General features: G+C 69.9%; 22 protein-coding genes. 15 read left to right on the top strand and 7 right to left on the bottom strand.

From position 1 onward, the window contains the following. Nucleotides 1-30 precede the first annotated feature (30 nt). Nucleotides 31-1,092: a tRNA 2-selenouridine(34) synthase MnmH gene (mnmH, locus tag CEF10_RS10205; protein ID WP_101068067.1), complete on the top strand. Its 1,062-nt coding sequence runs from the start codon at nt 31-33 to the stop codon at nt 1,090-1,092. Here the strand turns inward: mnmH and selD are convergent. Next, nucleotides 1,089-3,281, bottom strand: coding sequence for a selenide, water dikinase SelD (gene selD, locus CEF10_RS10200; RefSeq protein ID WP_101068066.1), 2,193 nt, complete (start codon nt 3,279-3,281; stop codon nt 1,089-1,091). The two genes, mnmH and selD, sit on opposite strands and share 4 nt — an antisense overlap. Before the next feature lie 462 nt (nt 3,282-3,743). Here selD and CEF10_RS10195 point away from each other — a divergent pair, with 462 nt between their 5' ends. Beyond that, nucleotides 3,744-4,151 carry a hypothetical protein gene (locus CEF10_RS10195; protein WP_101068065.1) on the top strand — a complete coding sequence of 136 codons (408 nt, stop codon included), beginning with the start codon at nt 3,744-3,746 and terminating at the stop codon, nt 4,149-4,151. A 191-nt stretch (nt 4,152-4,342) separates the two neighbouring features. Here the strand turns inward: CEF10_RS10195 and CEF10_RS10190 are convergent, their stop codons facing one another. Further along, the gene (locus tag CEF10_RS10190) at nt 4,343-5,500 is read right to left on the bottom strand and encodes a M24 family metallopeptidase (RefSeq protein ID WP_101068064.1); all 1,158 of its coding nucleotides are present in this window, start codon (nt 5,498-5,500) and stop codon (nt 4,343-4,345) included. A 217-nt stretch (nt 5,501-5,717) separates the two neighbouring features. On the opposite strand from CEF10_RS10190, the gene CEF10_RS10185 reads away from it, so the two are divergent. Then, nucleotides 5,718-6,770, top strand: coding sequence for a zinc-dependent alcohol dehydrogenase family protein (locus CEF10_RS10185; RefSeq protein WP_101068063.1), 1,053 nt, complete (start codon nt 5,718-5,720; stop codon nt 6,768-6,770). A gap of 128 nt (nt 6,771-6,898) precedes the next feature. Then, on the top strand, nt 6,899-7,060 hold the full coding sequence (locus CEF10_RS16885; protein ID WP_157933001.1) for a hypothetical protein: 162 nt from the start codon (nt 6,899-6,901) through the stop codon (nt 7,058-7,060). Nucleotides 7,061-7,141: 81 nt separating this feature from the next. Here CEF10_RS16885 and ndk read toward each other — a convergent pair whose 3' ends face one another. Beyond that, entirely contained in the window at nt 7,142-7,564 is a 423-nt protein-coding gene (gene ndk / locus CEF10_RS10180) for a nucleoside-diphosphate kinase (protein WP_101068062.1), read from the bottom strand. Between the two features lie 181 nt (nt 7,565-7,745). On the opposite strand from ndk, the gene CEF10_RS10175 reads away from it, so the two are divergent. The 10 genes from CEF10_RS10175 (at nt 7,746) to CEF10_RS10130 (ending at nt 15,622) form a co-directional block, all read left to right on the top strand. Further along, nucleotides 7,746-9,605 carry an ABC-F family ATP-binding cassette domain-containing protein gene (locus tag CEF10_RS10175; protein ID WP_101068084.1) on the top strand — a complete coding sequence of 620 codons (1,860 nt, stop codon included), beginning with the start codon at nt 7,746-7,748 and terminating at the stop codon, nt 9,603-9,605. Between the two features lie 94 nt (nt 9,606-9,699). Beyond that, complete coding sequence (locus CEF10_RS10170) at nt 9,700-10,329, top strand: MarC family protein (RefSeq protein WP_101068061.1); 630 nt, start codon at nt 9,700-9,702, stop codon at nt 10,327-10,329. Nucleotides 10,330-10,386: 57 nt separating this feature from the next. Continuing rightward, nucleotides 10,387-10,968: a retropepsin-like aspartic protease family protein gene (locus CEF10_RS10165; RefSeq protein ID WP_101068060.1), complete on the top strand. Its 582-nt coding sequence runs from the start codon at nt 10,387-10,389 to the stop codon at nt 10,966-10,968. A gap of 91 nt (nt 10,969-11,059) precedes the next feature. Then, a complete protein-coding gene (chrA, locus tag CEF10_RS10160) occupies nt 11,060-12,313 on the top strand; it encodes a chromate efflux transporter (protein WP_101068059.1) in 1,254 nt (417 codons plus the stop codon). A gap of 65 nt (nt 12,314-12,378) precedes the next feature. Continuing rightward, nucleotides 12,379-12,852 (top strand): SspB family protein, encoded by a 474-nt coding sequence (locus CEF10_RS10155; RefSeq protein ID WP_101068058.1) that lies wholly within the window; start codon nt 12,379-12,381, stop codon nt 12,850-12,852. Nucleotides 12,853-12,961: 109 nt separating this feature from the next. Beyond that, nucleotides 12,962-13,519, top strand: coding sequence for a class I SAM-dependent methyltransferase (locus CEF10_RS10150; protein WP_101068057.1), 558 nt, complete (start codon nt 12,962-12,964; stop codon nt 13,517-13,519). A gap of 54 nt (nt 13,520-13,573) precedes the next feature. Continuing rightward, on the top strand, nt 13,574-14,971 hold the full coding sequence (gene fumC, locus CEF10_RS10145) for a class II fumarate hydratase (RefSeq protein WP_101068056.1): 1,398 nt from the start codon (nt 13,574-13,576) through the stop codon (nt 14,969-14,971). Beyond that, entirely contained in the window at nt 14,968-15,144 is a 177-nt protein-coding gene (locus tag CEF10_RS10140; RefSeq protein ID WP_101068055.1) for a DUF4169 family protein, read from the top strand. Before fumC ends, CEF10_RS10140 begins: the two co-directional genes overlap by 4 nt. After that, nucleotides 15,141-15,356: a ribbon-helix-helix domain-containing protein gene (locus CEF10_RS10135; RefSeq protein WP_101068054.1), complete on the top strand. Its 216-nt coding sequence runs from the start codon at nt 15,141-15,143 to the stop codon at nt 15,354-15,356. Before CEF10_RS10140 ends, CEF10_RS10135 begins: the two co-directional genes overlap by 4 nt. 35 nt (nt 15,357-15,391) lie before the next feature. Continuing rightward, nucleotides 15,392-15,622 (top strand): N-(5'-phosphoribosyl)anthranilate isomerase, encoded by a 231-nt coding sequence (locus CEF10_RS10130; protein ID WP_101068053.1) that lies wholly within the window; start codon nt 15,392-15,394, stop codon nt 15,620-15,622. Nucleotides 15,623-15,714: 92 nt separating this feature from the next. Here CEF10_RS10130 and CEF10_RS10125 read toward each other — a convergent pair whose 3' ends face one another. The 3 genes from CEF10_RS10125 to CEF10_RS10115 all read right to left on the bottom strand — a co-directional run bounded on the left by CEF10_RS10125 (nt 15,715) and on the right by CEF10_RS10115 (nt 19,127). After that, a complete protein-coding gene (locus CEF10_RS10125) occupies nt 15,715-17,088 on the bottom strand; it encodes a cytochrome P450 (RefSeq protein WP_101068052.1) in 1,374 nt (457 codons plus the stop codon). Then, the gene (locus CEF10_RS10120) at nt 17,085-18,299 is read right to left on the bottom strand and encodes a hypothetical protein (protein ID WP_101068051.1); all 1,215 of its coding nucleotides are present in this window, start codon (nt 18,297-18,299) and stop codon (nt 17,085-17,087) included. The genes CEF10_RS10125 and CEF10_RS10120 overlap by 4 nt, the downstream gene beginning before the upstream one ends. 75 nt (nt 18,300-18,374) lie before the next feature. Beyond that, complete coding sequence (locus tag CEF10_RS10115) at nt 18,375-19,127, bottom strand: cytochrome c biogenesis CcdA family protein (protein ID WP_101068083.1); 753 nt, start codon at nt 19,125-19,127, stop codon at nt 18,375-18,377. A 92-nt stretch (nt 19,128-19,219) separates the two neighbouring features. On the opposite strand from CEF10_RS10115, the gene CEF10_RS10110 reads away from it, so the two are divergent. Then, nucleotides 19,220-19,450, top strand: coding sequence for a sulfurtransferase TusA family protein (locus tag CEF10_RS10110; RefSeq protein ID WP_101068050.1), 231 nt, complete (start codon nt 19,220-19,222; stop codon nt 19,448-19,450). A 30-nt stretch (nt 19,451-19,480) separates the two neighbouring features. Here CEF10_RS10110 and CEF10_RS10105 read toward each other — a convergent pair whose 3' ends face one another. Next, nucleotides 19,481-22,273, bottom strand: a complete 2,793-nt coding sequence (locus CEF10_RS10105) for a ribonuclease E/G (RefSeq protein WP_101068049.1) — start codon at nt 22,271-22,273, stop codon at nt 19,481-19,483. Nucleotides 22,274-22,555 lie beyond the last annotated feature (282 nt).

Genomic DNA, 22,555 nt, shown 5'->3' with positions numbered 1-22,555 from the left:
GGAGCGGCATATCTCCTAGATACCACGCCCATGCACCTGACGCTGAACAGCCTCGACGATCTGGCCCGGCTGCCCGCCGATACGGTGATCGACGCCCGCTCGCCCGCCGAGTTCGCCGAGGATCACCTGCCCGGTGCGATGAACCTTCCATCGCTCAGCGATGCCGAGCGCGCCGAGGTCGGCACGATCTACGTCCGGCAGGACCGTTTCCTTGCCCGAAAGATCGGCGCGGCCCACGTCGCGCGCAACGTGGCGCGCCACCTGGAGGGACCGCTGCGCGACAAGGACGGCGGCTGGCGTCCGCTGGTCTATTGCTGGCGCGGCGGGCAGCGCTCGGGCGCCTTCGCCTCGATCCTGCAACAGATCGGCTGGCGGGCGCGTGTTCTCGACGGGGGCTACCGTGCCTACCGGCGCCTCGTGGTGCGGCTGCTCTACGACCGGCCGCTGGACCTGCGGCCGGTTCTGCTGGACGGCAACACCGGTACGGCCAAGACGCGCCTGTTGGCGCTTCTGGCCGACCGGGGCTGGCAGGTGGTCGACCTCGAGGGGCTGGCCAACCACCGTGGCTCCGCGCTGGGCGCCATGCCGGGCGGACAGCCAACGCAGAAACTGTTCGAAGGGCGAATCGCGCAAGCGCTCGCCCGGCTCGATCCGGCGCGCCCGGTGGTGATCGAGGCCGAGTCGAACAAGGTGGGGCAGCGCATCGTGCCGCCCGCGCTGTGGCAGGCGATGCGCGCCGCGCCCCTGGTGGAAGTCAGGGCCCCCGCGTCGGAGCGCGCGTGCTACCTCGCGCGTGCCTACGCCGATGTCACCGAGGCGCCCGAGCGGCTGGTCGGGCGCCTTGACGCGTTGCGCAAGCTGCAGGGCCACGCGCGCGTCGACGCCTGGCAGGCCATGGCGCGCGCGGGCGACTACACCGAACTCGCCCATGCGCTCATCCGCGACCACTACGACCCGGGCTATGCCCGGGTTCGGCGGCGGCAGGGCAAGCCGCCGGTCGCGCGCATCGACCTCGACGCGCTGGACGACGCCACGCTGGCCACCGCGTTGCCACGTCTCGAGACCGCGCTTCACGACGCCGCGAAGGGCTAGACGAGCACGATCCCGCCGCCTTCCGTCACGGTGCCGATCCGCACGGCGGGCAAATCCTGCGCGCACAGGCCCGCCAGTGCCGCCTCGGCCTGCCCGGGCGCGACGGCGGCCAACAGGCCACCGGCCGTCTGCGGATCGAACAGCGCCGCCCGACGGGCCGGATCTCCGTCGTCGCCGCCTGACAGATGTGGCGCGACATGCGCCGCGTTCGCCGCGTGAAGCGACGCGCGCTCCCCCGCGGCCAGCAAGCGTGCGGCCCCAGGCAGCAGCGGCAGCGCGTCCAGGCTCAATTCCGCGCCACAACCGCTGGCCCGGCAGATCGCCAGCAGGTGCCCCGCCAAACCGAAGCCCGTGACATCTGTCATGGCATGGGCGCCACGCAATTGCGCAGCGTCGATGGCAAGCGGGCGGGCCATCGACCCGAACGCGGCGACGACCGTGTCGCCGTCGGCGCGGGTGGCCATCTCGGCGGCAAGGATCACCCCTGTGCCCAGCGGCTTGGTCAGGATCAACGCGTCCCCCGGTCGGGCGCCGTCCAACCCGATGGGGTCCGCCTCGGCCATGCCCGTCACCGTGACCCCGATCGTCGTCTCCGCGCCCTGCGTCGTGTGCCCGCCGATGATCTCGGCACCGGCATCGGCCATCACGCCCTCGGCCCCCGCCATGATCTCGCGCAGTGTGCGCCGCTGCAGGCGCTCGGTCATGCGCGGCAGCACGATATTGAGCAAAGCCGCCTGCGGTGCCGCGCCCATGGCCCAGACATCGCCCAGCGCGTGAACGGCGGCGATGCGCGCCATCATCCATGGATCCTCGGAAAACGCGCGCAGGTGATCGGTGCTGAGCAACTGCCGCTGCCCGCCGATCACGAGCACGCCCGCGTCGTCGCCGGGGCGGCTGAGCACGTCCGCCCGACGCGGTGCGGCGAGGCCATCCAGCGTTTCGGCCAACGCGCCCGGCCCCACCTTGGCGCCGCATCCGCCGCAGATGACAGCGTGCCCCTCCAGCTCGGCCTGCACGCCCTGCGCCGCCTCGCGCGGAAGTGTCGGCGCGGGCATCTCGGGCAGCGCACGGAACCTGTCCATGAATCGCCGGTCGATCCGGTCCTTCCAGTGCCAGAGGCCGGGCAGATGCACGCCAAGCCCGCCCTTGTCTGCCACGGCCTGCCGGCCGCCCATCGACACCAGCTTGAGGAAATCGCGCTGCGGGCGGAACCGGCGCGGTGTGTGCCCCGCCAGCGCGGCGCGCAGGTTCTGGTACAGTACCGGCGCCGCGCGCACGGCATAGACGCCCGCCTTGGGGCGCGGCGCATGGGTCAGGTGCGCGCAATCGCCGGCGGCGTGGATCTCGGGCGTGCCCTCGACGCGCAGGGTGTCATCGACCTTGATGAACCCCTCGTGCAGCGGCAGGCCGGTGTCGGCAAGCCAGGGCCACGGCCGCGCACCGGCGGCCCCCACCGTCAATGCGGCCGGGATCTCGCGGCCATCCGTCAGGCACACCGCGCCCGGCGTGACCTCCGCCACGCCGGCCCCTGTCACCATCTCGATCCCGCGCCGCCGCATGGCACGTTCCAGCGCGCGCCGCGTGCCGGCGGCGGTGCCCTGCAGCGGCGCCCCCGCCTCGAGCACCCGCACCCTGGGCGGCGTTCTCGACAGCCCCGCCAGCCGGTGATGCATCGCCAGCGCCAGCTCCACCCCGGCCACGCCACCGCCGATCACCGCGACCTCGGGCGGCAGATCGCCGTCGGTCGCCTTTGTCAGGAAAGCGTGCCACCGGTCGGCGAAGGGGCCCAGCGGCTTGGCGGCGATCGCGTGGTCGGCGAACCCCGGCACCTCGGACATGTGCGACGTGATTCCGATGTCGATGGACAGCACGTCATAGGCGATGTCGGGCCGCCCCGCGACATGCACGCGCCGCGTCGAGGGATCGAGCCCGACAGCCCGCCCCTGGACCAGCCGCGCGCCGGCGAAACGCGCCAGCCGCACAAGGTCGATGTCCAGCGCGTCACGGGTATAGTGGCCGGCCACGAAGCCGGGCAGCATGCCGGTATAGGGCGCCTTGGGGTTCGGGTCGATCACCGTGAGCCGGGCGCCCGGCAGCGGCGCCATGCCCCAGCGGCGCAGCACCAGCGCATGCGCGTGGCCGCCGCCAATGAAGACGAGATCGCGGGTCAGGGGCACCTGTGGGTCCATGCGCCCGTCTCTATCCCCTGCCCGCGCAAGGGGCCAGTGGGCAAAATGCCCGAGGCGGTCACGGAAGCGTGCGCAGGGCGGCTGGTGCCCTCGCCCGACACGAGATCCCCGATGGACGCGGCGTATCGGCACCGGCCCAGCGCCCCCGGGCGACAAGGCCCCATGACGGCTTCGCCCATGCGTGACGGCAGCCCCGGCCCCTCAGGGCCGGCGGCGCACGGTTCGAGCAGTTCGTCCGCGGTTCCCGATCGACGGGCATCCGCAGGCGAACGACGCCCGACGGACTTGCGTGCAAGGGGCGCCGTGCGTTGCCGATGGGTTGCAGAGGACACCTCGGTTCGAAAAGCGTTTCCAAGGAGCGGTGACGGCAGCACCGCGACCCTCGACGCGGCACACTTGGGCAAGACCGTTTGACAGGCGTGCTACTTTGGTCGCCATGTCGCAAAAAAACGGGGGGCGGTGATGCTCATCACGGCATTGCTTTTCGGACTGGCGGCGTTGGGGCTTCTCGCGCTGGCAGCGAAGTACCTTCTCGGTCCGGCACCGGCCGACTATCACCGGCAGATCCTGGCGCATGACGGCCTGGACGACATCGAACCGGTGAAACACATCTTTCGCGCGCTCTACGTCATCATCGGCGCGGTATTGACATCGGTCGCGCTTGGCATCGGCGCGCTCGCCGCGGGGCCGGTGCTGGCCGGGTCCGGGCCGGCGGCGGCGATCGCCACCGGCATGGCCCTGGTGGCCGGCGTGCCCGGCGGCTTCGTCGGCTGGCAGGCGGAACGCCGCACCGGCGTGCGCACGCCCTGGCGCCAGGCAGCCGCGCTCACCGCTCTCGTCGTTTCGGGAGGCGTGCTCGCGGCGGTGTAGCGTAACGGGCCGCGCGACGCGCCGGGCCAAACGCTCCGCGGACGGCCTGATGCACCACTCGGGCGGGGCACTGTCCGCGCACCGGGGCCGAACAGCGGGAAGGTCCCGCATGGCCGCCCCTCGGAGCATCGTGCGAGCGCCCGGCGGCGCACCACAGGCGGGCCCGGGAACCTGTTGTCAGGTGGCGAACTCTAGCCGCGGCTCAGCAGGATCCGGCGCGGGTACTCGGTGAGGTACTCGCAGCCCGTTTCGGTAACGACGACCGAATCTCCGATACGCCCGGCCACCCGCCCGTCGACCGAGATGCCCCCGTCCACGGCGAAGGTCATGCCGGGCCGCAGCGTGGTCGTGTCGCCGGCCTTGAGCTCGGGCGCCTCGAGGTAGGCAACCCCGATGGAGCGGCCCGTGCGGTAGCCGGTCTCGTAGCCACGGGCGCGGTAAACCTCGTCGGCGGCGGCGGCGACCTCCTCGGCCGCGACACCGGGCCGGATCGCGGCGATGGCAGCCTGCTGCGCATCGATCGCCGCCTGCTGGACGCGCGCCGCCTCGTCGGTCGCCTCGCCAACGTGGAACATCCGGTCGAAGCCCAGCTTGTACTGCTTGAACTGGGCCATGTTGCAGAAACAGAAGTAGACGGGGTCGCCGCGTTCATAGGCCTTCACACTGGCGCGGCGGTGCACCATCGCGGTATCCGCCCCGCTCTGCACGATCTGCAGGTTGTGGATCATGGGAGAGACGAACCGTTCCCAGCCCGCGTCGGTCAGGAACCCCGCCGCCTTGCGCGAGCCCGCCTCGATCACGGCGACCGCGGACTCGTATTCGCGCGCGCCCTCGCGCAGTGAATCATGGGCCGCGCGCATCATCGCCCCCGCGATCTCGCCGGCCTGCTTCATCACGGCGATCTCGAAGGACGACTTGATCATCCGCATCGCGCCCAGCACCGGGGAAATGTCGCGCAGCCGCGTGCCCGGGTAGGTGTCGTCGATCCAGTTGCGCAGGATGGCGGGCAGCTGGTCGCGCTCCACCCACAGCTCTCCCGGCGCCTCGCCCAGCACGTCGCCCAGCACGCGGGGCCAGCGGCGCGGGCCCGAATCCTCCCATGCCCGCACGTCGTCGACCCATGTCATGGCCGCCACCATCTGGGATTCCATCAGCGGCGTGACGACCACCGGCGCGGCATCGGCCTCGACGATCAGCACGGTGGGCCGCCCGAATTCCACCCCCAGGTAGCCCCAGAAGCCGGCGAGGTAGGCGATCGAGCTTTCGTCGGTGAAGATCGCCCGTTCGATGCCCGCCCGCCGCATCCGGTCCTGCAGTTCGCGCGTGCGCGCCCTCGCCTGCTCCAACATGAGACGTCTCCCTTCGCCTGGTGGCCCGCGGCACGGCGGCCGCCCAAGCGCACGCTAGGCGACGGGGCCGTTGCGCGACAACCGGGTCTTGCGCCCGGCACCCGCGCCGCATGTCCCGAAGCCGACGGCGTGGATGCGACACGCGATGTCGCGAACCGGCCACAGGGCCACCCGGTGCAGGCCTAGTCTGGCGCCACACGCATTGCCCGGAGGCCCGATGAAAGCCGCCCTGATCACCGAATTCGACGGTCCGATCGACATTTCGCAGGTGCCCGACCCGACCTGCCCGCGCGACGGGGCCGTGGTGGCGGTGCAAGCCTGCGGCGTGTGCCGCTCGGACCACCACGCCTGGAAAGGCGCGGACCCCGATGTCGCGTTGCCCCACGTCATGGGGCACGAATTCGCCGGCGAGGTCATCGAGACCGGGCCGGAGTGCCATGCCTTCCGCCCCGGCGACCGGGTGACCGCCCCTTTCATCCTGGGCTGTGGCACCTGCGCGGACTGCCGCGGCGGCGAGCCCACCGTCTGCGCGGGGCAGACCGTGATCGGCTTCACCGTCTGGGGCGCCTTCGCCGAGCGAGTGGCGATCCCCTGGGCGGACTACAATCTCGTCCGCCTGCCCGACAGGGTGGATTACGCCGCCGCCGCCGGCATGGGATGCCGGGTGACGACCGCCTTCCGCGGCGTGGTGGACCGTGCGGCGCTGCGGCCGGGCGAATGGCTGGCGGTGCATGGGTGCGGCGGCGTCGGGCTGTCGGCGGTCATGATCGGCGCGGCCCTTGGCGCCCGGGTGTTGGCGGTCGACATCGACCCCGGCTCGCTGGACATGGCCGACGCGCTGGGCGCCGATGCCACGCTGGACGCGGGCAAGGCGGGTGGTGACGTCGGCGCGGCGGTGCAGGACATGACCGGCGGCGGGGCGCATGTCAGCGTGGAGGCTCTGGGCCGGACCGAGACGTTCGAGGCCTCGCTGCGCGGCCTGCGCAAGCTGGGCCGGCACGTCCAGATCGGGATGCCGGTGGGCGGCCACGCCAATCCGCCGCTACCGCTGCTCGATCTCGTCTACGCGCGGCAACTCACCCTGCACGGCACGCGCGGCATCGGTGCGCACAGGTTCGCGGCGCTGTTCGAGATGATCGCGGCCGGCCGGATGGACCCTGCGCGGCTGGTGACGCGCCGCATCGCGTTGTCGCAGGCCGAGGGCGCGCTGCGCGAGATGGACGGTTTCGCCGGGCGCGGCGTGACCGTGATCGACAGGATGGACGCATGAGACAGCCCCGAAAACGCCACCGTTTTTCCCCGCCCCCGGCAGGATCCCGCGCGAGACTGGAGGGATAACCAGAGGCGCCGGTCGGGCGCTGCCCGCCCCGGCCTGCGCCGCCAACACGGAGCAGACCCATGGCACGAGCAGCCCAATCGCCCCAAACACCCGCCGCCGGCGAGGCGGGCCAGCAGACCCAACGCGAGCCCAATCCGCCGAGGACGCCCGCCCAGGCGGGCGCGCAGCCCACGCCCAAGACGGTTTCGCGGCAGGTCTTCAACGATTTCGCCGCCATCTGAGCGGCGGGGCGAACACGAAAAAGACCGCACCCCAAGCGGATGCGGCCCTCGATTTCGCGCGTCGTGCGTTGCTGACCGGGCTCAGCCCACCAGTTCGAGCCCCGAGAAGAAATAGGCGATTTCCTCGGCGGCCGTCTCCGGCGCATCGGAGCCGTGGACCGAGTTCTCGCCAACCGATTCCGCGTATTCCGCGCGGATGGTGCCGGGTGCGGCCTCGGCGGGGTTGGTGGCGCCCATCACCTCGCGGTTGCGGGCGATCGCGTTCTCGCCCTCGAGCACCTGCACGACGACCGGTGCGCTGGCCATGAACTCGCACAGCTCGTCGTAGAACGGGCGCTCCTTGTGCACGGCGTAGAAGACACTGGCCTGTTCCTTGGTCAGCTTGATGCGTTTCTGCGCGATGATGCGCAGCCCCGCCTCCTCGAACTTGGCGTTGATCTTGCCGGTCAGGTTTCGGGTGGTGGCATCGGGTTTGATGATGCTCAGCGTGCGTTCGACAGCCATGTCAGCCCCTCTTTCGCGCAGATTCATGTGGTGGTGCGGTCCGGGCCGGGGTGCCCGGCCGGTTCCGGATCGCGGGTCCGATAGCACGGGGACCGCGGGTTGAAAAGGCGCAACGTGCCGTCGGGGCGCCGGCAGGCCCGCGGTGATTGACGCCCGCGCGCCCATGCGCCACACCGCGCCCATGCTGCGCATCGACGACATTTCCTATTCCGTGGCCGGTCGCCCGTTGTTCGAGCACGCCTCGGCGACCATCCCCGATGGCCACAAGGTGGGCCTCGTGGGGCGCAACGGCACCGGCAAGACCACGCTGTTCCGCCTGATCCGGGGCGAACTGGCGCTCGAGGGCGGCCAGATCACGCTGCCGCCGCGCGCACGCATCGGCGGCGTGGCGCAGGAGGCCCCGGGCACCGACGCATCGCTCATCGACACGGTCCTGGCCGCCGACGCCGAGCGCACCGCGCTGCTGGCCGAGGCCGAGACGGCGACCGACGGCGCGCGCATCGCCGACATCCAGACCCGGCTGGCGGACATCGACGCCTGGGGCGCCGAGGCGCGCGCGGCGTCCATCCTTAAGGGCCTGGGGTTCGACGATGCCGCCCAAAGGATGCCGTGCAGCGCCTTCTCCGGCGGCTGGCGGATGCGCGTGGCGCTGGCCGCGGTGCTGTTTTCACAGCCCGACCTGCTGCTTCTGGACGAGCCCACCAACTACCTCGACCTCGAGGGTGCGCTATGGCTGGAATCCTACCTCGCGCGGTATCCGCACACCGTGATCGTCATCAGCCACGACCGCGGTTTGCTCAACCGTGCCGTGGGCGCCATCCTGCACCTCGAGGACCGCAAGCTCGCGCTCTACCAGGGGGGCTACGACGCTTTCGCCGAAACCCGCGCCGCCCGCGTCGCCGCGGCCGAAGCGGAAGCGAAGAAGCAGGAGGCGCGCCGCGCGCACCTGCAATCCTATGTGGACCGGTTCCGTTACAAGGCGGACAAGGCCAAGCAGGCGCAGGCGCGGATCAAGGCGCTGGCGAAGATGAAGCCCGTGGCCCGCCCTCAGGAAGCGGCGTTGCGCGCCTTCACCTTCCCCGAGCCCGAGGCGCTTTCGCCCCCGATCCTGCGGGTCGAGGATGGCGCGGTGGGCTACGACGACACGCCGGTGCTGTCACGGCTCGACCTGCGCATCGACCAGGACGACCGCATCGCGCTGCTCGGGCGCAACGGCGAGGGCAAGTCCACGCTGTCGAAGCTTTTCGCCGGCAAGCTGCCCCCGATGTCCGGGCGGCTGCACACCGCCGCCAAGCTGCGCGTCGGCTATTTCGCGCAGCACCAGGTCGATGAGCTGCACGAGGACGAAACCCCGCTGGACCACATCCGGCGTCACCGCCCGGACACGCCGCCCACGCGGCTGCGCGCGCGGATGGGCGCCTTCGGCATCGGTGCCGACCAGGCCGACACGCCCGTCGCGCAGCTGTCGGGCGGGCAGAAGGCACGGCTTTCGCTGATGCTGGCCACGCTGGACGCGCCGCAATTGCTGATCCTCGACGAGCCCACCAACCACCTCGACATCGAAAGCCGCGAGGCGCTGATCGAGGCGCTGACCGCCTATTCCGGCGCGGTGATCCTGGTGAGCCACGACATGCACCTGCTGGAGCTGGTGGCCGACCGGCTGTGGTTGGTGGCGGGCGGGCGCGTGCGGCCCTACGACGGCGACCTGGAAAGCTACCGCGCCGAACTGCTGGCCGGCGACAAGCCCGGCCGGCGGGCCGGGACACCCAAACCGGCCAAGCCGCAAAAGCCGGCAAGGGAGGCGCGCGCGAACCTGCGCCAAGAGGTGCGCAAGTGCGAGGCGCGCGTCGAGAAGCTCAACGAGATGCGCGACCGCATCGCCGCCAAGCTGGCCGATCCCGCGCTCTACGACGACGCGCGCGCCAACGAGGCCGCCGAATGGCAGAAGAAATACGCCGAGGTCATGGACGGGCTGGACCGGGCGGAGGCGCTGTGGATGGACGCGCTGGAACGGCTCGAGGCCGCCGGCGGCGACGCCTGAGCGCGCCCGGCCGCCGCCGGCGGCGACCCGCCCTGCCGGCGCCGCGCGCGACACGCCCCTTGCCAAGGCGGGCCGGACATGGTCGCAATGGCGCATGGACAGCGCCTTTCTGATCACGGCCTTCGTCACGCTTTTCGTGATCATCGATCCCATCGGCATGACGCCCATCTTCGTGGCGCTCACGCAAGGGATGACGGCGGCGCGCCGGCGGGCGATCGCCCTGCGCGCCTGCATCACCTCGGTGCTGATCCTGATCGTCTTCACGGCCTTCGGCGAGGCGGTGCTGGACTTCGTCGGCATCTCGATGCCGGCCTTCCGCATCGCCGGCGGCATCCTGCTTTTCCTGACCGCGCTGGACATGCTGTTCGAGCGCCGCACCAAGCGGCGGCAGGGCCAGGCCGACCAGGCCGAGGAGGAGGACGACGGCGACGACCCCTCGGTCTTCCCGCTCGCGGTGCCGCTGATCGCGGGGCCCGGTGCGATCACCTCGGTGATCCTGCTGGCCGGCCAGAAGCCCGGGCTGGAAGGCATGGCGTGGGTTATGGGCGTGATGGCCGGGGTGATCGCCATCGTGCTGCTGCTTTTCCTTGCGGCGGGGCTGCTGGAACGCGCGCTGGGGCGCACCGGCATCAACGTCGTCACCCGCATCCTCGGCATGCTGCTGGCCGCGCTGGCGGTGCAGTTCGTTCTCGACGGGCTGAAGGGCTTCGGGCTTGCGGGGTGATCTTACAATACGGCACGGATGCGCCCATATGGGGCGCACACGCGCGAGGGACACGGCATGAACGACTTCGACACCGCCCAGTTGATCTATCTGGTCGTGCTCGGCACGGCCATCGTTCTCATCTACGTCACGCACCATCGCGGCTCGCTGGGGCGGATGATCCAGCAGGCGATGATCTGGGCGCTGATCTTCGTGGGCGTGATCGCGGCCGTCGGCCTGTGGGGCGACATCCGGCAGGGCATGCGCCCGGGCCAGGCGGTGATGACGGGCCCCGGCAAGATCGAGCTGCCGCGCGCCCCGGATGGCCACTACTACGTCACCGCGCAGGTCAACGGCGCGCCGGTGCGGTTCGTCGTGGATACCGGCGCGTCGCAGATCGTGCTGTCGAAATCCGCCGCGCGCGAGGCCGGGATCGACCCGGACGGGCTGGCCTACGTCGACCGCGCCTACACCGCCAACGGCGAGGTGCGCACGGCACCGGTGAACCTTGGCAGCTTCGAGATCGGGCCGATGCGCGACACGGGCCTGCGCGCCTGGGTCAACGAGGGGCGGATGGACCAGTCCCTTCTCGGGATGAGTTACCTGCAGCGGTTCGAGAGCGTCGAGATCGCGAACGGCAAGCTGGTGCTCACGCGGTAGCGGCCCGCCGGCGTTGCGGTTGGCATGACAATTCCATGACGGCGCGCGATCCCGGTTTGCCCCTCGGCGCGTTGGCGTTATGACCCGCTGCATGGACGGGCCCGACCTCTGGCAGTTATTCCGCGTCTTCGGGCGCATCGGCGTGCTGTCCTTCGGCGGGCCCGCGGCGCAGATATCGCTCATGCACACCGAGCTGGTGGACCGCCACGGCTGGCTAGAGGAGCGGCAGTTCCTCGGCGCGCTTTCGTTCTGCATGCTTCTGCCGGGGCCGGAAGCGATGCAGCTGGCCACCTACGCCGGCTGGCGACTGCGCGGGGTGCCCGGCGGGCTGATCGCGGGGCTGCTGTTCGTTCTGCCGGGCGCGGCCGTGATCCTGGCGCTGGCGCTGGGATATGCCGCCTTCGGGCAGGTGCCGCTGGTGCAGGCGCTGTTCGCCGGCATCCAGGCGGCGGTGGTCGTGATCGTGCTTCAGGCCCTGCTGCGCCTCGCCGCCAAGGCACTCGAGGGCTGGGATGCCTGGGCGCTGGCGCTGGGGGCGTTCGCGGCGATGTTCGTCTTTTCGGTGCCCTTCCCGGCGGTCATCGCGGTGGCCGCCTTTTGGGGGGCACTGGCCCGGCCCCGCGAACAGGATGCCGCCGCGCCCGCCCCGCACCGCGCGCCACACTGGCGGGGCACCGCCACGACAGTCGCCACCTGGGGGGCGCTCTGGGCGGTGCCGGTGCTGGTCGCCTGGGCGGCCGACGCGGAATTCCTGACCGGCGTGGCTGTCTTTTTCAGCAAGCTCGCGGTCGTGACCTTCGGCGGCGCCTACGCGGTGCTCGCCTACATGACACAGGCGGTCGTCGAGACCCACGGATGGCTGACCACGCCGCAGATGATCGACGCGCTCGGGCTCGCCGAAACGACACCCGGCCCCCTGATCCTGGTGACCCAGTTCGTCGGCCATCTTGCCGGCTACCAGGCGGGCGGCCCCGGGCTGGCGCTGGCCGCCGGCGCGCTGACGCTGTGGGTCACCTTCACGCCGTGCTTCCTGTGGATCTTTGCCGGCGCCCCCTACATCGAGACGCTGCTGGCGCGGCCCCGGCTGAAGGGCGCGCTCGCGGCCATCTCGGCGGCGGTCGTGGGCGTGATCCTGAACCTGTCCGTCTGGTTCGCGCTGCACGTGCTGTTCGGCCGGGTCCGCGACACCGCCTTCGGCGCGATTCCCGACTGGAGCAGCTTCTCGCCCCAGGCGGCCGGCCTGACGGCGCTGGCGATGGCGCTGCTGCTTGGCCTGCGGCTGCCGCTTCTTGCCGCGCTCGGGCTGATGGCGCTGGCCGGTGCGGCGGTGCAGGCACTTGTCTAGCGCGTCCGGGTCTTTCGTTTCGCGCCGAATCCCTTATGCTGACCTTCAGGAGGATGTGCTGCCCGATGACCAGTTCGATCGACTACGGAAACCTGATGCACCGCGCGATGCGCGGACTCATCCAACAGGTGCTGACGGATGTTCAGCAAAACGGCCTGCCGGGGGCGCATCATTTCTTCATCACCTTCGACACCACCCATCCCGACGCGCGCCTGGCCGGCTGGCTGCGCGAGCGTTACCCGTCGGAAATGACGGTGGTGATGCAGCACTGGTTCGACGACCTCGAGGTCACCGACGAGGGCTTCTCGGTCACGCTGAACTTCGGCGACGCCCCCGAGAACCTGTACGTGCCCTACGACGCGATCCAGACCTTCGTCGACCCGTCGGTCGAATTCGGCCTGCGGTTCGAGACGCAACAGACCGACGAGGCCGAGGACGAAGAGCCAGACGATGACACCGCCGGACCGGAGGCCCGCGACGACGACGAGGCCCCGGCCGGCGAGGCGGACGTCGTCAGCCTCGACAGTTTCAGGAAATGACGACGGCATCGCCCGTGAAGATTTTGTGAATTTGTGACGCCCGTTATTGCCCGCCCCGGAAACCTCGCTAGGAACGGGCGCGACGGATCAGCCGAGGAGGACGTCTTTCATGGCCAGCGATTTGGGTGTGTTTCTGGGTGAGTTGCTGCGGCGCCCGGCCGAGGTTGTCGCCATCGCGCCATCATCGGGGGCGGTGGCGCGCCGCATGACCGAAGGCGTGGAGGATGTCGACGGCCCCATCGTCGAGATCGGCCCCGGCACCGGCAGTTTCACCAAGGCGATCCTTGCCCGCGGCGTGGCGCCCGAGCGGGTGACCCTGCTGGAGACCAACGCCCGCTTCTGCGAGACGCTGCAGCAGAAATTTCCCGGTGTGACGGTGCTCAACCGTCCCGCGCAGGAGATCGACCAGATCGGCCTTGCAGGCGTTGGCGCGGTGATCTCCGGCGTGCCCGTTCTGGCGCGCCCCCAGATCCAGCGCGACGTGGTCGGACGCGCCCTGGGCGTGATGGCCCCGGGCGGCTTCTTCAGCCAGATCACCTACAGCCCCAACGCCCCCATCGGGCCGCAGATTCAACGCGAACTGGGCGTTTCGGCCGAGAAGCGCGGCACCGTGTGGGCGAACCTGCCGCCCGCCCGCGTCTTCGTGTTCCGCCGCCTGAGACATTGAATTCGCGCGCGTGTCGGGTATGAAGTCGGCGACCCGGAACAAGGAGAGCCGACGATGACCGCGACACGCACCGAAACCGACAGCTTCGGCCCGCTCGAAGTGCCTGCCGACAAGTACTGGGGCGCGCAGACCCAGCGGTCGATCATGAACTTCCCGATCGGCTGGGAACATCAGCCGCGGGCCATCGTTCGTGCGCTGGGCGTCATCAAGAAGGCCTGCGCTCAGGCCAACGTCGCGCAGGGCACGCTGGACCCGAAGATCGGCGAGGCCATCGTGCAAGCCGCCGGCGAGGTCGCGGATGGCCAGCTCGACGATCATTTCCCGCTGGTGGTCTGGCAGACCGGCTCGGGCACGCAATCCAACATGAACGCAAACGAGGTGATTGCCAACCGCGCCATCGAGATCCTGGGCGGGCGGATGGGCACCAAGGACCCGGTCCACCCCAACGATCATTGCAACATGGGGCAAAGCTCGAACGACACCTTCCCCACGGCGATGCACATCGCCACGGCAATGACGGCGCGCGACGTGACGCTTCCGGGCCTGCGCAAGCTCCACACGGCGTTGCAGGCGAAGACCAGGGCGTTCGACGGCATCATCAAGATCGGCCGCACGCACACGCAGGACGCGACGCCGCTGACCCTGGGCCAGGAGTTCTCCGGCTACGCTCACCAGGTCGCGACGGGCATCGCCCGCGTCGAGGCCGCGCTGGGACGCATCCACGAGCTGGCGCAGGGCGGCACCGCGGTGGGCACGGGGCTGAACACCCGCAAGGGCTGGGCCGAAACGGTCGCCGGGAACATGGCCGAAATCACCGGCCTGCCCTTCGTCACCGCCCCCAACAAGTTCGAGGCGCTCGCGGCCCATGACGCGATGGCCGAGATGTCGGGCGCGCTCAAGACGGTGGCGGCGAGCCTCTTCAAGATCGCCAACGACATCCGGTTCCTGGGCAGCGGCCCGCGCTGCGGGCTGGGCGAATTGATCCTGCCCGAGAACGAGCCGGGCAGCTCGATCATGCCGGGCAAGGTCAACCCCACGCAGTGCGAGGCGCTCACCCAGGTCTGCGCGCATGTCATGGGCAACGACGCGGCGGTGGGCTTCGCCGGCAGCCAGGGGCATTTCGAACTGAACGTCATGAAGCCGATGATGGCCTACAACGTGCTGCAGTCCATGCAGCTTCTGGGCGATGCGTCCGTGGCATTCACCGACAACCTCGTGGACGGGCTTCGGGCCAACGAGGAACGGATCGAGAAGCTGATGCGTGAATCGCTGATGCTGGTCACCGCGCTCGCCCCGGAAATCGGCTACGACAACGCCACCAAGGTCGCCAAGACGGCGCACCGCAACGGCACCACGCTGAAGGAAGAGGCCGTCAACCTCGGATTCGTGGACGAGGCCACCTTCGACCGCGTCGTGCGCCCCGAGCAGATGATCGGCCCCAAGGACGCATGAGCCGGCCGGTGAACCTCAACCGCGTGCGCAAGCAGAAGACGCGGGCCGACAAGAAGGCCCGCGGCGATGCCAATGCCGCGCGGTTCGGGCGCAGCAAGGTGGAAAGAGAGCTGGACGCAGCGCGCGCCGAGAAGTTCCGGCGCGAAACCGACGGCCACAAGCGCGACGAATGAGCGGCCGGCCGGTCAAGCGCTCGCTGACCCTGCGCGGGCACCGCACGAGCGTCTCGCTGGAGGACGCGTTCTGGCACGCGTTTCGCGAGATCGCCGCCGAACAGGGCAAGCCCGTCAACGTGCTGGCCGCCGAGATCGACGCGGCGCGCGACCTCGACACCGGGCTGGCCTCGGCGATCCGGGTCCACGTCCTGCAGCACTATCGCGGTTAACCGGCTGTTTACCCGGGTGCGGGCAGGGTCGGGGCATGAACCGGATGCACGCCCCCCTGCCCGCCGACCTGTGGATGCGCCAGATATTCGACGCCCGCGCCGCGCGCGAGGGCGGGGTCGTGCGCCGGCAGGTGGCGCATGTCGAACGGATGGTCGGCCGCCCCGCCTTCGAGGCCGAATTGCGCCGCCGCGGTTTTCACGCCATCGAGAATGCGGGACATTTCGTCATCTTCTGCAACAACGAACCGGTGAAAGTCCTGTGCTGAGCGGGCCACTGGCCGCCCAAAACCTTTCCGAAAGGTTTTGGAAAAGGTTTTGTCAAAACCTTTGGCAAATCTTTTGACAAAAGATTTGCCGCTCAAGGCGCGCGCGGGGTGACGCGCAGCCAGATACCTTCGCGCCCCCGGACCGTCAGATGCGCCACGGGCATCGCCGGCCGCTCGGCCACCGCTTCGAACCGGTAGTCGCGCACCAGCATCGCCAGGAGAAGCGGGCCTTCCATCATCGCGAAGCCCGCACCCGTGCAGACGCGCTGGCCCGCCGAGAAGGGGATATAGGCATCGCGCAGGCAGGCCTTGCCGTTGTCCGTGGCGAAGCGCCCCGGGTCGAAACCGTCGGGGTTGTCCCACAGCCGCGTGTGCCGGTGCAGGTGCCACGGGCTGAGAACGATCTGCGCGCCCTTCGGCACGTCGCGATCGCGGAACCGTTCGGGGCACGCGGCTTCGCGCACCATCATCGGCACCGGGGGATAAAGCCGCAGGGTTTCGCGGAACACGTCCCGCGCGAAGCGCAGCCGGCCCACGACCGAGAAATACGCGCGCCGGGGGTCGATCTCGGCCTGCGCCTCGTCTGCCACGCTGTCCTGCCATTCCGGATAAAGCGCCAGCAGGTAAAGCGCCCAGGCCAGCGCCGAGGCGCTGGTCTCGTGCCCGGCGAGGAAGAAGATCGCGACCTGGTCTACCATCTCCCCGGTATCGAACCGCTCCCCGGTTTGCGGATCGGGGGTGGTCATGATCTTTGTCGCCAGGTCGTCCGGCGCCGTGCCGTCCGCGATCTGCGCCATCCGGTCGGACGTCAGCCGCGTGATCAGGTCCCGGATCTGCCGGGCGGTGGCCCGCGTGCCCCGGCGATGGAACCGCGGCACCCAGCGCGGCAGCGGCAGCAACGCGCCAAGGTTGACCACGGGCTGCGTGCGCTGGTGGGCACGGAAGCTTTCGAAGACCTGCCCCGCGACCTCGTGCTCGATCGGGATCGAGAACAGCGTGCGAAAGATCACGTCGGCGGCGGCGTGGCTGGTCTGCGCCTCGATCTCCACCGGTTCGCCGTCCGCCAGCGGCGCGAGCCGATCCGCCGCCGCCCGGCCCGCGTCCCACATCGCCGGGAAGGTGTCGCGCAGCCGCCCCCCCTCGAAGGCGGGGTCGATGATCCGGCGTTGGCGCTTCCATGTCGCGCCGTTGGTCACGAAGACCGAGTCGCCCAGAAGCGGCGCCAGTCCTTCGCGGATGCGGTCCGATTTCGGGAAATCATCGGGCCGCTCGCGCAGCACGAGATCCACGAGATCCGGCTGATTGCACAGGAACGACCGAAAGAACGGCGTGCGGAACTCGGCCATCCAGGCGCGGTAAAGACGGGCGGGCTGTGCCGACAGGATGTCCCGGCGGAACAGCCGCAGGTAGCGCCACAGCGACACGCGCCCTTCACGTGCGGGGGGCTTGGGCGGCAGGCGGCTCATGCCGACGCCTCCCGGACACGGACGACCGGCCGCTCGATCCGGCTGGGCGACGGCGCGCGCCCGGCAAAGCGGTCGGCCAAGCTGCGCGGCCCGGCGGTGATCGCGAAATAGTCGTAGTCGCCGGGCCTGTCGAAGGCGCAAAGATACTGGAAATGCAGCCGGAAGAACCGCCACCGCAACGCGCGCCACCGCGCGGGGCTGAGCGTCTGCGTGAATGCGGCCGAGAGGACCAATGGCCAGCGCTTGCCCGTCGCGGGTGCCGCGCCCGAAACCGCAACGGGATCGCACAGGGCGAACGCGCAGCCGTCTCCCGGCGCGGTCACGTCCACCCAGGCGATCTCGGGCCGCGTGCAAAGATACGCCAGGTCGGCGCGCAGCCGGTCCGCCCGCGGCAGCACCGACACCATCGGGATCACCTGCCCCAGCGTCAGAAGCGACAGCGCCGGGCCGTCATCGGGCACACGGCCCGCGCGGAGCAGGTCGGCCAGGCAGGTCACGGCCAGATGCGCGCCGGAACTGTGGCCGACGACCAGCACCTCGTCCACGTCATCGGCCAACGCGTCGGCAATCGCGTCGGTGAACACGGCCAGGCGCGCCTCCAGCGCCGGTGGGTTGGCCCCCTTGAACTGCGCGGAATAGGCATAATCGTGCATCAGGTAATAGGCATAGAACCGGTTGTCGCGCCGGCGGAACCAGCCCAGCACCAAGGGCACGACCGCCAGGCCTGCCCAGGCGGCCCAGGGATGCGCCAGCGCCAGCAACCGGCCCGCCGCCCACGCCAAGAGCAAAGCCAGCACCAGCTGCAGCAACAGGAAACCGACCGGATAGAGCGCGGCGATCACAGGCCCCTTGCGCAAGCGCATGAGTCGAAACAGCGCGCCGGTCGCGATGTAGGTCCAGGCCGTGCGCGCCAACTGCCAGTAGGTCGCGGCGATGCCATGGCCCATGCTGGCCTTCACGATGTCCGACCACACCAGCACATCGACGTCGGCGGTGACATCGGCGCCCTCGACGCGCGCGTCGACATGCCAGCCGAACCGGCCCGCGCCACCGCCGGGCGACACCCGGATCGCGTGGCCCGAGATCTCTGCCTGCGCCGCCGCTTCCTTGCGGTAAAGCTCGCGGTAGCGGCGCGGGTGGATCGGATCGTAGCCCGGGATGTAGAAGACGCGCCGGCGCGCCACCGGCCGGCCTGCTGCGCTGATGTCCATGCCTGACCTCTTGCCCTGCGCCAGCCTAAACCGGATTTTGGACGAGAGTAAGGCCGCCGCGGCGGGCCGCGCGCCTCAGCCCAGTGTCGCCAGCGCCGGGAAGGTTTCCAGCAGCCAGTAGGAGAAGTCGGAGAACCCGCCGGTGACCATCAGCAAGCCGATGGTCCACAGCAGCAGGCCCATGACACGCTCGATCCGCTCCATGTGCCGCTTCATCCAGGTCATCAGCCCGCCAAGCCGCGGCAGGAAGGCCGCGACCAGCAGGAAAGGCACGCCAAGCCCCGCGGCATAGATCGCCAGAAGAACCGTGCCGCGCGTGACCGAGGCCTCCGACGCGGCCAGCGACAGGATCGCACCCAGCTGCGGGCCGATGCAGGGGGTCCAGCCGAAGGCGAAGGCCAGCCCCAGCACATAGGCGCCCGCTGCACTGCCCCCGCGGTCGCCGGCGTCCATCCGTGCCTCGCGATCCAGAGCGGGTATGCGGAACACGCCGACGAAATGCGCGCCGAAGATCATCACCAGCACCCCCGCCACGAGGCTGAAGGTATCCTGGTACTGCAGGAAGGCCGCGCCGATCGCCGAGGCCGTGAACCCGAGGAACAGGAACACCGTCGACAACCCCAGCACGAAGAACAGGGCCGGCATCACCGCGTGGGCCCGCCGGCCGCCCGTCTGCGACAGCTCGGCCAGCGTCACGCCGCTCATGTAGGCCAGATACGGCGGCACGATGGGCAGCACGCAGGGGCTGAGAAACGAGATGATCCCGGCCACCAGTGCCACCGTCATGGCGGGCAGAAGTCCTGCGTCGATGATTTCGATTCCGAACATGCGTCCCACATAGTCCATCACGGCGGGAAGGTCACGGCGCGATCTGTCACAACATCGTGGACAGCCGGTCGCACGCGCCCTATCCCTGCGGCATGGACGATTGCGATACCCTCGACGCGCGCGGGCTGCTGTGCCCGCTTCCGGTGCTCAAGCTGCGCAAGCGCATGCAGAAAATGCCGGCCGGCAGTTTCGTCCGGCTGTTGTCGGACGATCCCGCGGCACGCATCGACGTCCCGCATTTCTGCAATGAATCGGGACACGAACTGGTGGCCGCCGACGAGGCCGACGACCACCAGAGCTATGTCGTGCGCAAGGCGGGCTGACACCACCGCGGCGCGCGCTGTGTCGCGCGCTCAGCGGCCGCCCAGCGACCACCAGCCGCGCCGGCGCGGCCGGCGCTTCTCCGCATCGTCCGAGTCGTCCGTGTCCGTTCCGGCCTGCCCGGCGTCCGGGGTTTGCGCCTCGCCGGCGGGGACGCCTTCGGCCACCTTCGCCGGCTGCGCCCCGGGTTCGGCCGCGGCCTGCGGTTCGGCTGCCGGCTCCGGCGCGGCGGCCGGTTCGGAATCGGGCGACGTGGCGCTCCGGTCTGACCCTTGTGCGACCGAGGGCTCTGCCTTCGCCTGCGGCTCTTCCGCGGGTTCGGCCTTCTTGCGGCGGCTGCGGGGCTTGCGCGCCGGTTTTTCGGGCTGCGCGTCCGGCGCATCATCCTTCTCGCCCGAAGGCTCGGGCGCCACATCTCCGTCCGATCCACTTGCCTCAGTGGGCGTGCTGCCGTCTGCCTCCGCCGGTTCGGCGGTGGCCTCGTCCGCCTCGGACGTTTTCTTGCGTGGCTTTCGGCTGCGCTTGGGCTTGGGCTTCTGCGCGGTCTCCGCGTCTTCGCCCGTGGCTTCGCCCTCGGCGGCGGAGTCGGCCGTGGCGTCGGCAGGCCCTGTTTCTGCCGGTGCCGATCCCTCGGCCGTCTCGCCGTTATCCGCCGCTTCCGTTTCAGACCCGGACTTGTCGCCGGACTTGGACCTGCGGCGGCGCCGCCGGCGGCGTTTCTTGGGCTTGGGCGCCTCTTCCTGTTCGGGCGCCGGCGCTTCGGCCGCCTCCGGCGCGGGTTCTTCCTCTGCCTCGGCGATCTCGAGCCCGGAACTGTCGACCGACACGACCGGCGCACTCGCTTCCGGCACCCGCCGCGAGGCGGTCTTGAACTTCTCGATGGCGAAATCCGGGCTGACCAGCATCGGGTCGCCCTCGATCCGCACGGACAGGCCGTAACGCGCCTCGATCTGCGCGACATGCTCGCGTTTCTGGTTCATCAGGAAGTTGGCGATGCCCACCGGGGCCTTGACCAGCACCTCGCGCGACCGGCCGCGCACGCCTTCCTCCTCGATCTGGCGCAGGATCGACAGCGCGAGATTGTCGTCCGAGCGGATCAGCCCGGTGCCGTGGCAGGCCGGGCACGGCTGGGTGGTCGCCTCGATCATGCCCGGACGCAGGCGCTGGCGGCTCATCTCCATGAGGCCGAAGCCCGAGATGCGCCCGACCTGGATTCGCGCGCGGTCGGTTTTCAACCGCTCCTTCATCCGCTTCTCGACGGCGGCGTTGTTCTTGCGCTCGTCCATGTCGATGAAGTCGATCACGATCAGCCCGGCCAGGTCGCGCAGGCGCAGCTGGCGGGCGATCTCCTCGGCGGCCTCCAGGTTCGTCTTGAGCGCCGTCTCCTCGATCGAGCCCTCCTTGGTGGCCCGCCCCGAGTTCACGTCGATCGCCACGAGCGCCTCGGTCACGCCGATCACGATGTAGCCGCCCGATTTCAGCTGCACCGCCGGGTTGAACATCGAGCTGAGGTAGCTTTCGACCTGGTAGCGCGCGAAGAGCGGAAGCGTGTCCTGGTAGTGCTTCACGTTCTTGGCGTGCGAGGGCATGATCATCTTCATGAAGTCCTTGGCGATGCGGTAGCCGCGCTCGCCCTCGACCAGGACCTCGTCGATCTCGCGGTTGTAAAGGTCGCGGATCGACCGTTTGATCAGGTCGCCTTCCTCGTAGATCTTCGCCGGAGCGACGGACCTCAGCGTGAGTTCGCGGATCTGTTCCCACAGCCGCTGGAGGTACTCGTAATCGCGCTTGATCTCGGACTTGGTGCGCTTGGCGCCCGCCGTGCGGATGATCAGGCCCGCGCCCTTGGGCACGTCGATCTCGCTGGCGGTGGCCTTGAGCTTCTTGCGGTCCGCGGCATTGGTGATCTTGCGGCTGATGCCGCCGCCGCGCGCGGTGTTGGGCATGAGCACGCAGTACCGCCCCGCGAGACTGAGGTAGGTCGTCAGCGCCGCGCCCTTGTTGCCGCGTTCTTCCTTCACGACCTGCACCAGCAGGATCTGCCGGACCTTGATGACCTCCTGGATCTTGTACTTGCGCGGCCGCGGCCGGCGTGGCGGGCGGATGTCCTCGGCATCGTCATCATCCGATACCGCCTCGATCGCGCCATCAGGGGCGTCGCGCCCGCGCGTGCCGGCAGGGGATGCCTCGTCTGTCTCGGCTTCCGCGGTCTCGGCCGGCGCCTCGTCACCTTCGGCGCGGTCCGTATCGGCGGGCGCCCCGGGCTTCTGCTCGGCCTCGCCGCCGTCCTCGCCGGCGGGCGTGTCCAGCGGCTCCGCCACCGGCGTCGCGCTGACCGTATCCATGGGCGAGCTTCCCTCGGGCGTGGTGCCTTCGAGGTCGATGGTCTCCATTCCCGAGATCTCGCCCTGATCCCCCGGTTCCGCGGTCTCCACCGCGTCGCCGCTGGCCGTCTTCTCGGCCTTCGACCGGCCGCGTGACCGACGCTTGCCGCGCGGCTGGTCCTCGACGTCCTCGCCGGCCGAGATTTCCTCGGCGTAGGCCTGTTCCTCCTCCAGCAGCTTTTCACGGTCGGCGACCGGAATCTGGTAATAGTCCGGGTGGATTTCCGAGAAGGCGAGGAACCCGTGGCGGTTGCCGCCGTAATCGACGAACGCCGCCTGAAGCGACGGTTCGACCCGGGTTACCTTGGCCAGGTAGATATTGCCGGCGAGCTGCCGCTTGTTTTCCGATTCAAAGTCGAATTCCTCGACCTTGTTTCCGTCGACCACCACGACGCGGGTTTCCTCCGCGTGGGTGGCGTCAATGAGCATTTTCTTTGCCATGTTATCCGTGTGCACCGCGGCAGCCGCGCCGGCCCGGGCGGGGCGGCACGTTGCGGGTGGTGTCTTGCAAGGGCGACGGCACGCACAGCGTCAGCGGTGCCGGTGACGGCCCCTGCCCTGACTTGGTTATCCTGCACGCGCCTCATCGCGGTTCTTCATCTCCGGCGCCGCTTGGGGCGCCCGTTCGGGGCCCGGCATGCCTGTCGCACGGCGCAGGTGTCGGGCTTTCTGTCGGCCCGGATTCCGGGCCAGATCGGCCTGTTCAGAAGCGGCGGAATAGCT

The organism is Roseovarius salinarum (genome assembly GCF_002834145.1).
GTDB classification, from domain to species: domain Bacteria; phylum Pseudomonadota; class Alphaproteobacteria; order Rhodobacterales; family Rhodobacteraceae; genus Roseovarius; species Roseovarius salinarum.
The sequence above is the reverse complement of the archived record's forward strand: the minus strand, read 5'-3'. Positions and strand labels throughout refer to the sequence as shown.

Coding starts and splice junctions, on each gene's coding strand:
- CEF10_RS16885 (WP_157933001.1), top strand. CDS start 6,899: ATGGCACGAGCAGCCCAATCGCCCCAAACACCCGCCGCCGGCGAGGCG.
- CEF10_RS10115 (WP_101068083.1), bottom strand. CDS start 19,127: ATGTTCGGAATCGAAATCATCGACGCAGGACTTCTGCCCGCCATGACG.
- ndk (WP_101068062.1), bottom strand. CDS start 7,564: ATGGCTGTCGAACGCACGCTGAGCATCATCAAACCCGATGCCACCACC.
- CEF10_RS10110 (WP_101068050.1), top strand. CDS start 19,220: ATGGACGATTGCGATACCCTCGACGCGCGCGGGCTGCTGTGCCCGCTT.
- CEF10_RS10195 (WP_101068065.1), top strand. CDS start 3,744: ATGCTCATCACGGCATTGCTTTTCGGACTGGCGGCGTTGGGGCTTCTC.
- CEF10_RS10140 (WP_101068055.1), top strand. CDS start 14,968: ATGAGCCGGCCGGTGAACCTCAACCGCGTGCGCAAGCAGAAGACGCGG.
- CEF10_RS10150 (WP_101068057.1), top strand. CDS start 12,962: ATGGCCAGCGATTTGGGTGTGTTTCTGGGTGAGTTGCTGCGGCGCCCG.
- fumC (WP_101068056.1), top strand. CDS start 13,574: ATGACCGCGACACGCACCGAAACCGACAGCTTCGGCCCGCTCGAAGTG.
- CEF10_RS10105 (WP_101068049.1), bottom strand. CDS start 22,273: ATGGCAAAGAAAATGCTCATTGACGCCACCCACGCGGAGGAAACCCGC.
- CEF10_RS10155 (WP_101068058.1), top strand. CDS start 12,379: ATGACCAGTTCGATCGACTACGGAAACCTGATGCACCGCGCGATGCGC.
- selD (WP_101068066.1), bottom strand. CDS start 3,281: ATGGACCCACAGGTGCCCCTGACCCGCGATCTCGTCTTCATTGGCGGC.
- CEF10_RS10120 (WP_101068051.1), bottom strand. CDS start 18,299: ATGGACATCAGCGCAGCAGGCCGGCCGGTGGCGCGCCGGCGCGTCTTC.
- CEF10_RS10190 (WP_101068064.1), bottom strand. CDS start 5,500: ATGTTGGAGCAGGCGAGGGCGCGCACGCGCGAACTGCAGGACCGGATG.
- CEF10_RS10135 (WP_101068054.1), top strand. CDS start 15,141: ATGAGCGGCCGGCCGGTCAAGCGCTCGCTGACCCTGCGCGGGCACCGC.
- chrA (WP_101068059.1), top strand. CDS start 11,060: ATGGACGGGCCCGACCTCTGGCAGTTATTCCGCGTCTTCGGGCGCATC.
- CEF10_RS10185 (WP_101068063.1), top strand. CDS start 5,718: ATGAAAGCCGCCCTGATCACCGAATTCGACGGTCCGATCGACATTTCG.
- CEF10_RS10125 (WP_101068052.1), bottom strand. CDS start 17,088: ATGAGCCGCCTGCCGCCCAAGCCCCCCGCACGTGAAGGGCGCGTGTCG.
- CEF10_RS10170 (WP_101068061.1), top strand. CDS start 9,700: ATGGACAGCGCCTTTCTGATCACGGCCTTCGTCACGCTTTTCGTGATC.
- CEF10_RS10130 (WP_101068053.1), top strand. CDS start 15,392: ATGAACCGGATGCACGCCCCCCTGCCCGCCGACCTGTGGATGCGCCAG.
- CEF10_RS10175 (WP_101068084.1), top strand. CDS start 7,746: ATGCTGCGCATCGACGACATTTCCTATTCCGTGGCCGGTCGCCCGTTG.
- mnmH (WP_101068067.1), top strand. CDS start 31: ATGCACCTGACGCTGAACAGCCTCGACGATCTGGCCCGGCTGCCCGCC.
- CEF10_RS10165 (WP_101068060.1), top strand. CDS start 10,387: ATGAACGACTTCGACACCGCCCAGTTGATCTATCTGGTCGTGCTCGGC.